Genomic DNA, 14,355 nt, shown 5'->3' with positions numbered 1-14,355 from the left:
CGCTCTAGCGGAAACATCATTCAGGTCGGGGGCGCCGCGAATATGATGATGGAGAGTCCCGATGTTTGCCATAACACCAAGATTGCTTTTAGGCCCGGCTGGCCCGAGGACCGGGGCAGCCTGTTTGCCGCGATCAACGATGAAACGGTGGTCCGCAATCTGGCCAGCGCCCCCTGGCCTTACCGGCCTGACGATGCCGAGCATTTTCTGGCGACGCCCCGCCCCGCGACCCATCCCAATTTCCTGATCTTCAGCCGCAACGGCCAGCCACCGGTCCTGCTGGGCAGCATCGGGTTTGGCGACAAGGAAGAAGGACAACTCGAGCTGGGCTACTGGATTGCCCGTGACCACTGGGGCCACGGGTACGCAACCGAGGCCGGCCGCGCGGTCCTCGATATCGCCAGAGCGCTTGGCCATCCGGAAATCCGGGCCGAGCATTTCGCCGACAATCCGGCTTCGGGAAAGGTGCTCAGGAAACTGGGCTTCAGGCCGACCGGCCACTCGGTTCCGCGCTATTCAAAAGGCAGGGCACGAAAAGCAGATGCAATCCAGTTCACCCTGTCGCTTTCGGACGATGATTCGGCGGTGGATGCGATGCGAAATATCGCCGCCTGAAGAAACGTCAGGCGACTTTCTTGAACGGACCTGCGCTGCGACGGCCAGCGATCGGTGTAACCTTCGCGCTGTCTGCCGCTTCATCCATGACAGCGGCTTCATATTCGCTCTCGGCAAGCTTGATAAGCGGACGATCATCAATGTCCCAGGGGTGAAAACCCGGCTTGAAAAAAGCGAGAAGCGGTCGCAGGGTCCGGCGGAAAGGCGCCTTGCCGACCAGCGCATAATGGGCGAGACCATAGTAGGCGCGCAGCCCGGTAATGCCGTCCTGGCGAAGCAGTTCCAGAATGCCCTGGTGCGGTTCTTGGCAAAGCCGAAGGAAATTCGGGCCATGAAGCTGCAGCGGCCAAGCCAGCATTTCAGCGGGTTCCAGTCCCTGGTCATATGCAACCAGGTGTCATAGGCCACGCCCTTATGCTCGATTTCTTCCGAAGCATGCCATAGCCAGAGATTGCGTTGATCCTCGTCGGCATCTTTCAGATGTGCAGGATTGCCGATCACCTCGGCCGCGAGGATTGCGGTGATATGTTCAATACACATGGTCGCCACGAGCTGGTCATGGTCCGGCTTGGCCCGTATCGTTGTCACCACGCGGGAAATCGCTTCCTCGAGCAGCGTGATATCGAAATCACAGTCTTTCAGATGCTCGTTGAAACTGTGATGCTCCCGGCTGTGAATCGCCTCCTGCTGGATGAAGGCGCGGATTTCACCGCGCAGCTTGGGCGGCACGTGCTTGATGAATTTCTTGAGCGAATCGATGAAAAACAGCTCTCCTTCGGGAAAGGTCACGGAAAGCGCGTTGAAAAAGGCGGAGGCAAAGGGGTCACCGCCGACCCAGCGACGCCGGTTGATCTCGGCGCTGGCGAGGTTGAGATTGCGGGGTTGAATATGAAGGTCTGCGGGTGTCGCGCTTTTGTTTCGCGCGGTGAAGTTGGTCGCTGAATCAGCAATAGTCGGAGCAATGTCCATATTATCTTTGAACCTCCCAGTTCGATTCTTTTCGGCGCCACCCGATTTTTGGTTAAGCGTCAATTAGACAAGGAAGGTTAAGGTTCGGCATCGCAAGATGCCTAACAGCCATAGTTAAATATCCGTTATCGCGCCCCGGACCGGCGGAAGCCGGGCAAGTCGCATCATGAACAGCTTTGCGCTTATTTGGTTTATTTGCGCCGGTAGCGGAAATACCAGACGTCGTGACCCTGACGGCGCGCCTTGGCTTCATAGCGCGTCTCCGGCCAGCCACCGGGACGGATCATCCAGTCTTTCGGGCTTTCGCACAGCCAGTCAAATTCATCGCGCTGGTTCATGATCATGCAGGCCCATTCCAGATAGACCGGATGGTCGGTGCCGAACCGGAATTCGCCGCCGGGTTTCAGCTTTGCCGCGATCAGGTCGACCGGACCGTGGTTCATGAAGCGGCGCTTGGCATGGCGCGCCTTTGGCCAGGGATCGGGGTGCAGCAGATAGACAAAGCTCAGCGCGCCGTCGGGAATCCGTTCGAGCACATCCAGCGCATTGCCCATATGCAGCCGGACATTGGCCAGATGGCCGTCGCGGACATGCTGCAGCGCGCCGACCACGCCGTTGAGATAGGGTTCGCAACCGATGAAACCATGATCCGGCAGCATGTCGGCGCGCGCCGCGAGATGCTCGCCCGCTCCGAAGCCGATTTCGAAATGCAGCGGCCGGTCGGTGCCGAACAGCGACGCCGAGCTGACCGGTCCCTCGGTGGGCACAGCAATTTGCGGCAGCAGCTTCTCGACCAGCTCTACCTGCTGGTCGCGCAGGGCATGGCCTTGCCGACGGCCGTAGAGCTGGCGGATGGTTGTGGGGTCGCCATCTTTAGATTTTGTCATTGATCCTCATCGGCTGGTACGTTGATGGTTATCGTCGGTCCGGACGATGGCGGCCATGTCGTGACAGCCGAAATCGCGGCGCCGTCACCGGTCGCCGACAGAAGAACGCCCGGCGTCGGCAATTTGTCCAGATCGGGGAATATGATATTCTGGTCCAGCCGCATCATGACCGGGGTAAATCTTGCTTCCCGCTACCGCCAGTCAGACCGCCAAGCCGGTTTGCGTAAACCGAAGCGGCGCGTCCGGCGTCCCCCAGAGGCATCAGATATCCGTTTTCCGATCCACCGGCACGATAGATGGAAAACGGACCGAAATCCTGCGGATCCCGGCAATAGATACCGGGTTCCTCGCCATCGGCTGTATCATTGACCGGGATGTTCAGGAAACCAGCCGACAGGGCATCGGTCATTGTCGGCTTGATCCGCTTGACCCTGTCACTCAGCTTCAATGCATTTTCGCATGGCAGAATTACGGCAGCGGCGGGCCCGGAAACAATCTCTTCCGGCCAGCTTATATCATTCAATATCGGCATCAGCGAGGCCGCCAGTTGCTCCGCCGATAGTTCGGCAGAGGTGAAGCGGATTTTCACCAGCCAGCCATTGAGCGGCAACATGGCAACCCCGGTGCTTTTGAATTCGTTTCCGGACGTGCTGTACACCGCCATCAATCCGCTCGCTTCGGACTGGCCCGGCGGGGTGAACGCCGACGAGAGATATTGGCTGGTACCCGGCAGCAATTCGACATTGCCGCGCAAGGCCTGATTCGCTGCGTCGAACCACAGGGGCACACTGTTAACCGCGGCGCGATAGAAGAACAGCGTCAGCCGGGTCTGCCCGTCATCCCCGTAATATTGCCCGTAAACATCCAGCTCATCGTCGGTCAGGTCGCGGATATATTGCCTGTCAAAACCGCCAAGCCGCGCCGGCATCGTCATGCCGCTATTCTGGTGATCCCAGTCTTCGCCTGCGGTCGCCTCGATTGTTCTCTGTTCGGGCTGCGCTTGTGCGGGAGCCGCCAAGAATAGGATCGACATGCAGATAACGCCCCATAGGGTCCTGCCATATGATTTTAGCGGTCCGCGCATGATGATTTCTCTCCCTCCGGTTATCGATAGAGAATAGACGATAATCGGGCGCGCGAATAGCCGGGTTGTGGACCTAGATCGCCGCTGTCAGCGCGTCCACCAGATCGGTCTTCTCCCAGGTGAAGAAATCGCCGGTCGCCTTGCGGCCGAAATGGCCATAAGCCGCGGTCGGCGAATAGATCGGCTTGTTCAGACCGAGATGGGTGCGGATGCCTTTCGGCGTCAGGCGGACCAGCTGCGGCAATATTTCCTCCAGCTTCTCCTCGCTCACCTTGCCGGTGCCGTGCAGGTCGACATTGATCGACAGCGGCTCGGCCACACCAATTGCGTAGGACAGCTGGATCGCGCAGCGTTTGGCGAGGCCGGCCGCGACGATATTCTTCGCCAGATAGCGGGTGATATAGGCGGCAGACCGGTCGACCTTGGTCGGGTCCTTGCCGGAAAAAGCGCCGCCGCCGTGGGGGCTAGCGCCGCCATAGGTGTCGACGATGATCTTGCGACCGGTGAGGCCGGCGTCACCGTCAGGACCGCCGATTTCAAAGCGACCGGTCGGGTTGACGTGGATCACCGTATTGTCGGTAATGAAACCGTCGGGCAATATCTTGCGAAACACACCCATCACATAATCATATAATTCTTCGTAAAGTGCCGGATTGTCGCTGCCCTTGAAATAGCCCGGCGCGTGCTGCGTCGAGACCACCAGGGCAACTGCCTCGACCGGCACTTCATTGACGTAGCGCAGGGTCACCTGGCTCTTGCTGTCGGGCTCCAGAAACGGCGCTTTGCCGCTGTGACGGTCAGCGGCCATCTGTTTCAGTATCTCGTGCGAATATTGCAGCGTCGCCGGCATCAGGTCGGGCGTTTCGTCGCTGGCATAGCCGAACATGATACCCTGGTCACCGGCACCCTCGTCCTTGTTGCCGCTTTCATCCACGCCCTGCGCGATATGCGCCGATTGCGGATGGAGATAATTTTCGAAGGTCAGATTCTGCCAGTGGAAACCATCCTGCTCGTAACCGATTTTCTTCACCGTCTCGCGGACCGCGGTCTGGATCTCTTCCTGCGCGCCCGGTGCCCAGTTGCCGTCGGTATCGATCATGCCCTTGCCGCGCACTTCGCCGGCCAGAATCACCCGGTCGGTCGTGGTCATGGTTTCGCAGGCCACGCGCGCTTCCGGATCCTTGGCGAGGAACAGGTCGACGATGGCATCGGAAATCTGGTCCGAAACCTTGTCGGGATGACCTTCAGAGACCGATTCGGAGGTGAATATAAATTCTGAACGCATGGCAAAAATCCTGATTTTGAGCCGAAATGACGTCGGCCACAGAGACATAAGGAAAAGTTTATATCTACTTTAACGGGCGCGCACGCGGATGGCAATGGAAGATAGAAGCAAAATCAGCGCCAGACCCAGCGGCAGCAGATTGCCGTGGCGCGCGAACAGGGTAGGTGCCTTGGCCTGCGGCAGACGGCTGTCGATCCGGCCCGCCTGCCCCATCGGTACGCTGGCCCGGATCGCACCATCGGCATCAATGACGGCCGAAATGCCGGTCGGCGTCGAACGGATCACCGGCAGCCCCTCTTCAATGGCCCGCAAGCGCGCCTGCGCCAGATGCTGCGGCGGCCCCCAGCTGCCGAACCAGGCATCGTTGGACGGGTTGAAGATGAAGTCCGGGCGATTGTCGCGATCGACGACCTGTCCGGAGAAGATGATTTCGTAGCAGACCTGCAGCCCGGCCTTGCCAAGCGCGCCCAGATCGAGCGACCGGCGCCGGGCCCCGGCCAGAAATCGAAATCCCCCGGTGCCAGGCGGGACAGGCCAATGGCGGACAAAAGCGGCCGCATCGGTAGATATTCGCCATAAGGCACGAGATGGGACTTGTCGTATCGCCCGATCAGTTCATGTTCGGAATCCATCGCAAAGACACTGTTCCGGGCACCGACCGCGCGTCCTTCCGCTGCGTCAAATTCCAGCTTGAGCGCGCCGAGCACCAGCACGTCGCCGGGCTTCATCAGCATACCGAGCTGCTGCCGGACAAATTCCGGCGGGCGGCCATAATAATAGCGGGCCGGATAGCCGGTCTCGAGATAGTCGGGAATCGCCGCTTCCGGCCAGAAAATGATCCGCGGACTGTCGTCTTCGCGCAGCGTCAGTTCCGCCAGCTTGGCCAGATTCTGCTCTTCATAGCCAGCCTTCCATTTGTCCTGCTGGCCGATATTGGGCTGGACCACGGTGATTTGCGGCTGGTCCGCAGATATCTCGCCGGGCCGGGGTTGCGGCAGCAACGAAAGTCCGGCGAAAATCAGCAGCAGCGGCAGCGCGGCCCGCCATTTTTCAGGCAGAGCAGCCACAGGCCGCCGGCGCGGCGATCAGGATCGCGGACAGGCCATAGGAACCGACAAAGATGCTGGCACCGGCCATCTGGCCAAGCGGCAGCGCGACCGACCCGAGCGGATTCCAGATGAACCCGCTGAACACCCAGCTTCTGAGCCATTCGGTGATGATCCAGAGGCCTGCCATCGCCAGGATGAACACCGCCGGTCTGTTCCTGCCCAGCCAATAGGCGGCCAGCGCCGCCAGCGCAGGATAGACCGCCAGATAGAGCGAAAGCAGGACCACTGCGATATAGCCGAGCCACTCGGGCATCGCCGCCTGGAAGGTGAAAGCCTTGGCGATCCAGTTCAGGCCGATGATGAAATGGCCCACACCGAACAGCCACCCGGTGAAAAAAGCGGCCTTTCGGCTCTTCGCCTGCATCACCAATGCCATCCACAGGGCCAGCATCAATATGGTCAGCGGCCAGAGGTTCAGCGGCGCGAAGCCGGTTGCGCTCAGCCCGCCCGCAAACAGCGAGATTGCGTAGGGATGGCGGGCGATCATTTCACGGAGTTTTGACACCAGCGGCTTTTGCCGTGTTCGCGATCACCATTCAATTGCTAATTGCCGCAACCACCATTTGCTTGCTATCGTCCGGCCATGAAGATGATGACCCTTCTGACGCTCGCGCTGGCGCAACCGGCGGCCAGCCCGCCGGAACCACTGGAGCAAAAGCAGCAGCAGGCGCTTGCCTGCGTCGCGGTTCTTGCGATCGTCGCCTCGGAGCAGGAACGCGGCGTGCCCGCTGCGCTCGACTATCCCTTCCTCGCCGAACGCGGCGCGACCTATGCCGGGCTGGTCGGCCAGCAGATCATGGAGGATAGCGGCAGAAGCAGGGAACAGGTCCGCGACGCGATGATAGCGGCAGTGGCCGAACGCCAGACCACCGCGCAGGCAGCCGCCGATCCGGACGAGGCGCTCGGCAGCGAGATGGCGACCTGCCTGCCCCTGCTCGATGCCGCGGTACCACCCAGGCCGAAACCGGACCTGATCCAGTGCGCCGGCATGCTGCAACTGGCCTATGAGGAAGTCCACGACCGCGAAGGCCTGTCCAAGACCGCGCAGGATCTCAAAACCCTGGCATCCGTGCTCGACAGCCGCGCGCGCGATCAAATGCGCGCCGAGGGACTGAGCGGTCAGGAGAGCGACATATTATTGACCCGGATCCGCGAAGCGATGCTTGCCGAGGCCAGAGAGCGGGAATCGGCGGGTCAGGGTTCCAATCTCGATTTCGAACATTGTTTCACCCTTGCCGCTCCCGAAGACAAGCAGAGAAAATATGAACATTGAAGCCCGCCCGCCTTTACGCCCCTTCCATCTCGCCTTTCCGGTCCATGATCTTGAGGCCGCCCGCACCTTCTATGGCGAGCTGATGGGTTGCGAAGAGGGTCGCAGCGACACGCACTGGATCGACTTCAACCTGTTCGGGCACCAGATTGTCACTCATCTCGACGAAAATTTCACGCCCCGCCCGATGGTCAACCCGGTCGATGGGGAACAGGTTCCGGTGCCGCATTTCGGTGTCGTGCTGACCATGGCCGCCTGGCAGGCGCTCGCCGATCGCCTGACCGCTGCCGCTGTCGACTTTGTCATCCCGCCGACGATCCGCTTCGAAGGACAGGTCGGCGAGCAGGCGACGATGTTTTTCAGGATCCGAGCGGCAATGCGCTCGAGTTCAAGGCCTTTGCCAGCGACGACCAATTGTTCGCCACAGACTGACCGGCCCGCGGAAGCCTAGACGTCCTGTCCGCTCTCGGTCTGGTCCAGCCCGTCTTCCAGTTGCCGTTCGGCCAAATCGCGGGCGCTGCTGCGCGCCAGGCCCAGCGATCCCGACAAACGTTCGCCAATCAGGGCGTCACCCAGAGCCATCAGCACCAGCGTAAGCGTATCTTCGTGCATTTCGCGATCTTGGTGGCCGCCGTCGCCAACATCATCGACCAACTGGTGAATGGCCTCGATAATCGGATCCAGCGCATCTTCGTTGCCGGTCAGCATCATCCATGACCAAAGCGCCGCAGCGCCCTGCTTGTCAAAGGCATCGAAGGTCAAATCGACAATATCGCGCGCGCAGCCTTCGCCCGAGCGGGATTTGAGAATCGCCTGCGCAATCATGCCGCACACTTCGTCGGACAAATAAACCGCCAGTGCCTTTTGCAGACCGGAGGCAGAACCGAAATGGTGCAACAGATTGGCGTGGGTGCGTCCGATTCGGCTGGCGACAGCCTTCAGCGTCACCGATTGCGGTCCCGTTTCGATCAGCAGGTCGCGGGCAGCACCAAGCGCCATGCTGCGGCTTTCTTCCGGAGAGAGACGTCTCTTTGCTATTGACATTTATGTAAGTAGCCTTATTGTCATTGATGTTAGCCATAGGCTGCATTTCGCATAATGGAAACATCTGATGAATATGCCTGGCATTGACCATATCGAACCGGAACCGATCGACACGCCGACGCCGGCGGGTCATGAAATCACGCCCCGCGACCGCAGGTTCGGTCGGGAGGAGGGCTATGATCCTGCAAAATACTGGCAAAATGGCGATCCGGTGGCGACGGCCTTCTACAATTGTCTGTCGCTGACCTTTCCCCGCGGCGAGGCCTTTTTCATCGAAAGCGTGAAGGAATTCCGCGATCATACGCCGCCGCAACTGCAGAAGGAAATCCGCGCCTTCGTCCAGCAGGAAGTGATCCACAGCCGCGAACATCTGGCGCTCAACCGGCGGGTCGAGGAAAATGGCTATGACACCAGCCGGATCGAACAGCGTATCACCGAATCGCTGGCCATGACCAAGGGCCGCCCGAAAATCACCAATCTCGCGGCAACGATGATCCTCGAACATTTTACCGCGATCATGGCCCAGCAATTTCTTGCCAATCCCCGCCACTGGAAGGATTCGGACGAGGAAACTGCCGACCTGTGGCGCTGGCACGCGCTCGAAGAGATAGAGCATAAGGGCGTTGCCTATGACACCTGGCTCTACGCGACCCGGAACTGGAGCCGCTGGCAACGCTGGAAGGTGAAGGCACTGATGATGCTGGTGATCACCCGAAATTTCTGGGGCAACCGCTGGAACGATACGCTCGATCTGCTGGCGCAGGATGGCATTACCGGATGGCGGGTAAAACTCAGACTGCTAAAATTCCTGCTGGTCGAGCCGGGCATTGCGCGGGCGATCATCATTCCGTGGATCAAATTTTCCTGCCCGGATTCCATCCGTGGAACGAGGATGACCGACACCTGATACAGCGCGCGGAAAGCGACTATGACGCGGCGATAAACGGGCGGCCGGCTGCCGCATAAAGTCCGGGGTCTAAGCGGGCACGCTCAATGCGCCGCTCTGTTCATGTCCACTTTTTCGACCCACTCGGGGAAGAAGCTGGGTTCGCGGTTGGACCAGCCGGGCGCGTCGCAGCGGCTTCGCTGATCGACTGCAACAGGCCCTTGCGGGTTTTCGGGTGCAGATGGGGTAGCGCCGCAGCCGCGCAAAAGGCACCGGGCAGCCACGGACGCGAATCCGGACCGAGCAGGCGCTCGTAAAGAAAACGGAAGGCGGGAAAGCTGTGAATACGGCCCTGCCCCAGATCATAAGCCGCAAGCGAAATCAGCGATGGCATGAACGCCTCGATACTGTCGATCGCACAATCTTCGGGAATGGCTTTGCGAATGTCACGGATCCGCCGGTACAGGGAAATCTGGACCTGGATGCCCGCTTCCTCGACCTTGTCGCGCGACCAGGTTTCCACGGCGTCGGAACGTTCGAGACCGACATCCAGCGACCGGCGGATATAGCGCTGGGTCGCCGAGCTGAAGCTCGCAAATTCTTTCATCTCGGCCAGCGTCATCGCGCCGGGGACGGATCGTGTTTCCTTGGTCATCTCTTCGCAACTCCTCGTGGACTCATCCCACGAAGACATTTGACCAAAACATGGTTAGCAATTGGTTAAGCATGGGCCGATTATTGCGCCTCGGCCGAGCAGAGTGGGAAAATTGCGCGCCAGACTTATAAAGTTTCGACCAACCGCAACCATGGTTCGACCGGTCACGATTCCCCTAGAGACAATTGATACCATATTGGCCTAAGCTGACTCGAAACCGAGAATTGAACGCATATGAGAAAATTTGAACTGGGAAACCACAAGCCGTCGGTCGGACATCAGGTCGCCATCCTGTCGATCCTCGGATTCTGGTTTTTCTACATGATCGTCCTGACATTGCGGGCATCGATCGGCGACTGGCCGGCGCAGGGTGAAATGGTCATGCGCCGGACCGTGGTGACGATTTTCGGTATCGGCACCACCTATCTGCTCTATCTGTTTCTCCGGCAGTTCGAGGACCGGGCGCTCTCGACGCGGATCATCACCGCCTTTGCCGCCGCGATCCCCTGCGCCATCATCATCGCCTCGTTCAACCATTATGTCTTCAACGTCTATTATCCCGAAAATCTGTGGGACGAAGCGCATGTCGAGGAAATGCGCAAATATATGTCGCAGGAGAATCTGGCGTTCAAGGCGATCTTCGAAGACGCCACGTCGCGCTTTTTCTTCATCGTCAGCTGGACCTCCCTCTATCTGACCCTGAGCTATGCCGGCAGGGTCCGGCAGGTCGAGCGCAAGGCCGCCCGCTTCGCCCAGGCGGCGCAGGATGCCGAATTGCGGTCGCTGCGCTATCAGGTCAACCCGCATTTCCTGTTCAACACGCTCAACAGCCTGAGCACCCTGGTGATGCGCAGCCAGCCGGAAGAAGCCGAGGAGATGATCCTCAACCTGTCGAAATTCTATCGCACCAGCCTGTCGGGCGATCCGCTGGAAGACGTGCCGCTGTCGGAAGAGGTGCACCTGCAAAATCTCTATCTCGATATCGAGGCGGTGCGCTTCCCCGAACGGCTGCGGACCAAGGTGAATATTCCCGACGACCTGCTGGGCGTTCTGGTTCCGGGCCTGATCCTGCAGCCGCTGGTCGAGAATGCGATCAAGCATAGTGTTGCCCACAGCAAGCGTCCGGTGACCATTTCGATCAGCGCGCGGTCCGATGGCGACAATCTGATCCTCACGGTGGCCGATGACGGCGATCCGCGACCGGTCGATCTGCAGGATAGCGACGCAAGCAGCGGCATCGGTCTGGCCAATGTCCGCGACCGGCTGGAAACGCGCTTTGGCCGGCAGGCCGGCCTGCAGACTGTACGTCCGGCAGAAGGCGGCTATATTGCGCAGCTGACCCTCCCGTTGATGCTGGACAACCCATGACCGAAGAAACCGAAACCAGACCGCTATCCACGCTGATCGTCGACGATGAACCGCTGGCGATCGAACGGCTGCAACTGCTCTGTGCGCGGCAGCCGCATATCAACCTGGTCGGCACGGCTAGCGATGGCGAAGCGGCGCTGCGCCTCACCGAACAGCTGAAGCCCGATTTGCTGCTGCTTGATATCGCGATGCCGGGCAAGGACGGGCTCGACGTGGCGCGGGCCCTCTCCGGCAAACCCGATGCGCCGGCGATCATCTTTGTCACCGCCTTTGACCGTTTTGCGGTCGAGGCCTTTGACGTGGCGGCGATCGATTATGTGCTGAAACCGGTCGAGAATGCGCGGCTGACGCTGGCGATTTCCCGGGTTCGCGAACGCACGGCGGAACCGCGCAGCGACGGAGCGGACGATTCGCCCTGGGCGGAGGAATTCTGGGTCCCCTATAAATCGGAATTGCGCCGCATTGTCGCTTCCGAAATCGACCGGGTCGAGGCCGAACGCGACTATATGCGCCTGCATGTCGGTAGCGTGAGCTATCTGCTGCACCAGACCATCACCGGCCTGGAAGAGCGGCTCAACCCCGAGGAATTCATCCGTCTGCACCGTTCGCATCTGGTCCGGCGCGACTGGATTGCCGGCCTGCGCCATGACGGCGGTGGCGTGTGGATGGCCTGCCTCAAATGCGGCACCGAAATCCGCATCGGCCGGACCCATCTGGCGGAAGCGAAAAAACTGGCCGGCAAATAGCCGGCCCGGAATAGAGCAGACCCCCTAGAAGCTGTAGCGCACCGACGCGGTCGCGCTGGTTTCGTCCTCGTCGACCACCGAGATGCCGTCGCGCGCAACCTGTGCCTTGCGGGCGTTGACGCCGACATTGGTCGACAGGCCGCGGGCAATATCATAGCGAACGCCCAGCGAAGCGGAGCTTTCCGATGTGCCGTCCAGTTCGCCATAATGGCCGGCGGCGGACAGGCTGAGCACGCCGATCTTGGTCTGCGCGCCGCCCGAGACATACCAGCGATCGAGATCGATCGCACCGGCCTGCAGATTCTCATAGCCCAGTCCGAGATCGAACAGGCTGCTGCCATAGACAAATTCGCCGACCGCACCGACACCGATCGTATCGAAATCCGTCACCCCGTCGGCGGCGAGATAACGGGCGCGGGCCACGCGCGTGGCGACGCGATAATCCTTGTGGCCCACCGGCCGCTGGAATTGGGCGCCCAGTTCGAAACGGCCGTCGCCGTCGACTATCCCGGTCAGCGTGGTCGGACCGAAGCGGCCGCTATAGCCGCCGCCCCAGCGGTTGATCCGGCCGTAGAAATCGTCGAAAGCGAGATCGGCATTGCCGACACCCCGCCGCCGCCGCGTCGCCTCGCGCACCAGACCATCGACATTGCCGCCGATCAAACTGCCCCAGCTGGTGCGGACAAAGCCGGCGACATTATCGTCATAGTCGCGGGTATTTTCATCATATTGCCCGAAATAGGCCAGCCCGACATTCCATCGGTTGGCGAGCTGCATCTCCACGCTGAAATCGAGATTGGTGACCAGGCTGACATCGACATCACCGTCGAAGACGCTGTCATCGACCGTCAGCTTGACCGGCACATCGACGACACCGCCGACCAGCACGGTCGCTTCGCCGATTTCAAACGCCAGCGGCTCCTCGAACGAGGAGAGACTGTCATAGTTGAGGCTGACCTGCGCCTGGGCCGAACCGGCGGACAGGGCGATCACTCCGACGGCTAGCGGATGCCAGGGAAAGCGGGAAGGTCCGGATGTCATCATTCAGACCCTCCGCCGGAAATAATGGGCATGGGCATGGTTGGCGATCGCCTTGCCGGCATCCATCCCGACCATATGGTCACTCATCCAGTGGACCCCGCCATAGATACGGCTCAGACCATTTCGTCCGCCGCCTGGCTCAGGCTGGTCCAGTGCCGGGTGATATCGCGCAATTGCGGCCACAGCACCTGGTCGGGCGACTGGTGCGAGAAACGCACCCGGTCGGTGCCCAATATATGGCCGATCATCGTCGCGCCCGCCGCGCCGAAGGTTGAGTGGCCGGACGTATAGGACGGGAATTCCGGCGTCGGAATGTAGCTGCGCCACTGTTGCTCCCGCTCGACCCGCGGATCGTGATTGCCGAATCGCGGCGCGCGGTGCCGGATCGCGGTTTCCGGCCGGATGACGTCATGACGATATTTGGTATCCCAGGCCTGGATCGAGGCGTCGCACTGGGTCATGCCGATCAGCGCCATCGCCCGCGCCCATTCGATGAAGGACAGATTGCGATCCTGCAGCACCTGGATCCCGATCAGCATATAATGGCCCGGCGGGGTAATCCCCCAGGGCCCGTCTTCCCAGAACATCGCGATCTCGGTCTGGTCGGCGGTCCGCTCGCGGCTGTCGGCGCGGCCCAGCGACCGGACCTGGGCATATTCGTCGGCAAATTCCGGGCTGGCCGGATCGTGAAAGCCGATGGTGCGGAAATTCTCGACCCGACCCATCGTCCAGGGCCTGATCTGCCCGTGACCGGGATAGAGCGGTCGCGAGAAACTGTCGAAGGCGGGGCCGGGCTTGGCGCTGTACAGCGGGCCCGTCGGCGTCCATTGCAGCGCGTCATGACGTCGCTTGTAGCGGCCCAGATAATAATTGACCTTGCTCGGCTGCGATCCGTCGCGGGTGCGCATCTTGACGATGTCCAGTCCGACCTGCCGGCCCCATGCGGCGCCCAGCGACTTGGCCTCGCCGTCGGGAATCGACCGGGCAAAAGCCATGCGTTCGCCGACAAAAGGTTGCTGGAACACTTCCGAGGCGGCGGTGGCAAAAGCCACGCCATAAGCCATGGCCGGATCGGCCCCGCGCGGCCCGGCGCCCGTTCCGAACGGATCCTCATAAGCCTGCAATATGCTGTTCGCGGCCAGAAAGCCGGCCACTGTCGGCATCGCCATATTATAGGCCGCGCGCGGCGGCGGCACCCGCTGGTCGCGGATCTGCTGCAGCATGATGTCGCACCAGTGCGTAACGATATTATGGTTTTGCGGTCGCAGCACCGGCGTGAGATAGGACGTCGCCGAACCGAAGCGGCCAGTGCATCCTGTCAGACCGGCGGCACCGGCGATGGCAGCACTCGCCATGAACTGGCGTCTGGAAAATGTCATTGTCCCCCCTGAACAAC

The 14,355-nt window shown here is 60.7% G+C and carries 14 protein-coding genes and 4 pseudogenes; 6 read left to right on the top strand and 12 right to left on the bottom strand.

From position 1 onward, the window contains the following. The first annotated feature begins 45 nt into the window (after positions 1–45). Positions 46–615: a GNAT family N-acetyltransferase gene (locus C8024_RS08240; protein WP_254305715.1), complete on the top strand. Its 570-nt coding sequence runs from the start codon at positions 46–48 to the stop codon at positions 613–615. Here the strand turns inward: C8024_RS08240 and C8024_RS08235 are convergent. From C8024_RS08235 to C8024_RS23175, 8 genes and pseudogenes are all read right to left on the bottom strand, one after another. After that, positions 517–1,584, bottom strand: coding sequence for a metal-dependent hydrolase (locus C8024_RS08235; RefSeq protein ID WP_254305714.1), 1,068 nt, complete (start codon positions 1,582–1,584; stop codon positions 517–519). The genes C8024_RS08240 and C8024_RS08235 overlap by 99 nt on opposite strands. 191 nt (positions 1,585–1,775) lie before the next feature. Continuing rightward, positions 1,776–2,471, bottom strand: coding sequence for a tRNA (guanosine(46)-N(7))-methyltransferase TrmB (locus tag C8024_RS08230; protein WP_173204029.1), 696 nt, complete (start codon positions 2,469–2,471; stop codon positions 1,776–1,778). Then, entirely contained in the window at positions 2,468–2,638 is a 171-nt protein-coding gene (locus C8024_RS08225) for a hypothetical protein (RefSeq protein ID WP_173204027.1), read from the bottom strand. The genes C8024_RS08230 and C8024_RS08225 overlap by 4 nt, the downstream gene beginning before the upstream one ends. Further along, positions 2,635–3,504 (bottom strand): hypothetical protein, encoded by an 870-nt coding sequence (locus tag C8024_RS08220; RefSeq protein ID WP_173204025.1) that lies wholly within the window; start codon positions 3,502–3,504, stop codon positions 2,635–2,637. Before C8024_RS08220 ends, C8024_RS08225 begins: the two co-directional genes overlap by 4 nt. A 124-nt stretch (positions 3,505–3,628) precedes the next feature. Beyond that, the gene (metK, locus tag C8024_RS08215) at positions 3,629–4,840 is read right to left on the bottom strand and encodes a methionine adenosyltransferase (protein WP_173204023.1); all 1,212 of its coding nucleotides are present in this window, start codon (positions 4,838–4,840) and stop codon (positions 3,629–3,631) included. Positions 4,841–4,909: 69 nt separating this feature from the next. Further along, entirely contained in the window at positions 4,910–5,266 is a 357-nt protein-coding gene (locus tag C8024_RS23185; protein ID WP_367947233.1) for a nitrilase-related carbon-nitrogen hydrolase, read from the bottom strand. Between the two features lie 176 nt (positions 5,267–5,442). Then, positions 5,443–5,787: pseudogene (locus tag C8024_RS23180) on the bottom strand (apolipoprotein N-acyltransferase); the annotation flags it as partial. A gap of 103 nt (positions 5,788–5,890) precedes the next feature. After that, positions 5,891–6,454 carry a hypothetical protein gene (locus tag C8024_RS23175; RefSeq protein ID WP_367947226.1) on the bottom strand — a complete coding sequence of 188 codons (564 nt, stop codon included), beginning with the start codon at positions 6,452–6,454 and terminating at the stop codon, positions 5,891–5,893. 84 nt (positions 6,455–6,538) lie between these two features. Between C8024_RS23175 and C8024_RS08205 the strand changes: the two genes are divergently transcribed. Together C8024_RS08205 and C8024_RS08200 are read left to right on the top strand one after the other, a co-directional pair. After that, positions 6,539–7,222: a hypothetical protein gene (locus C8024_RS08205; protein WP_173204021.1), complete on the top strand. Its 684-nt coding sequence runs from the start codon at positions 6,539–6,541 to the stop codon at positions 7,220–7,222. Then, a pseudogene (locus C8024_RS08200) lies at positions 7,212–7,651 on the top strand (VOC family protein). Before C8024_RS08205 ends, C8024_RS08200 begins: the two are co-directional and overlap by 11 nt. 15 nt (positions 7,652–7,666) lie before the next feature. On the opposite strand, the gene C8024_RS08195 reads toward C8024_RS08200, so the two are convergent. Then, positions 7,667–8,263, bottom strand: coding sequence for a TetR/AcrR family transcriptional regulator (locus C8024_RS08195; protein ID WP_173204019.1), 597 nt, complete (start codon positions 8,261–8,263; stop codon positions 7,667–7,669). 73 nt (positions 8,264–8,336) lie between these two features. Between C8024_RS08195 and C8024_RS08190 the strand changes: the two are divergent. Beyond that, positions 8,337–9,229 (top strand): annotated as a pseudogene (locus tag C8024_RS08190) (metal-dependent hydrolase). 24 nt (positions 9,230–9,253) lie between these two features. On the opposite strand, the pseudogene C8024_RS08185 reads toward C8024_RS08190, so the two are convergent. Further along, positions 9,254–9,804, bottom strand: a pseudogene (locus tag C8024_RS08185) (hypothetical protein). 234 nt (positions 9,805–10,038) lie between these two features. Between C8024_RS08185 and C8024_RS08180 the strand changes: the two are divergent. Both C8024_RS08180 and C8024_RS08175 read left to right on the top strand, forming a co-directional pair. Next, a complete protein-coding gene (locus tag C8024_RS08180) occupies positions 10,039–11,172 on the top strand; it encodes a sensor histidine kinase (protein ID WP_100092860.1) in 1,134 nt (377 codons plus the stop codon). Further along, positions 11,169–11,918, top strand: coding sequence for a LytTR family DNA-binding domain-containing protein (locus C8024_RS08175; RefSeq protein ID WP_100092861.1), 750 nt, complete (start codon positions 11,169–11,171; stop codon positions 11,916–11,918). The genes C8024_RS08180 and C8024_RS08175 overlap by 4 nt, the downstream gene beginning before the upstream one ends. Positions 11,919–11,942: 24 nt before the next feature. On the opposite strand, the gene C8024_RS08170 is transcribed toward C8024_RS08175, so the two are convergent. Both C8024_RS08170 and C8024_RS08165 read right to left on the bottom strand, forming a co-directional pair. After that, a complete protein-coding gene (locus C8024_RS08170; RefSeq protein ID WP_217272085.1) occupies positions 11,943–12,962 on the bottom strand; it encodes a hypothetical protein in 1,020 nt (339 codons plus the stop codon). Between the two features lie 110 nt (positions 12,963–13,072). Continuing rightward, positions 13,073–14,338, bottom strand: coding sequence for a vanadium-dependent haloperoxidase (locus tag C8024_RS08165; protein WP_173204016.1), 1,266 nt, complete (start codon positions 14,336–14,338; stop codon positions 13,073–13,075). Between the last annotated feature and the right edge of the window lie 17 nt (positions 14,339–14,355).

This window comes from Sphingopyxis sp. BSNA05 (assembly GCF_013265645.1).
In the GTDB taxonomy this organism is placed as follows: Bacteria; Pseudomonadota; Alphaproteobacteria; order Sphingomonadales; family Sphingomonadaceae; genus Parasphingorhabdus.
The sequence above is the reverse complement of the archived record's forward strand: the minus strand, read 5'-3'. Positions and strand labels throughout refer to the sequence as shown.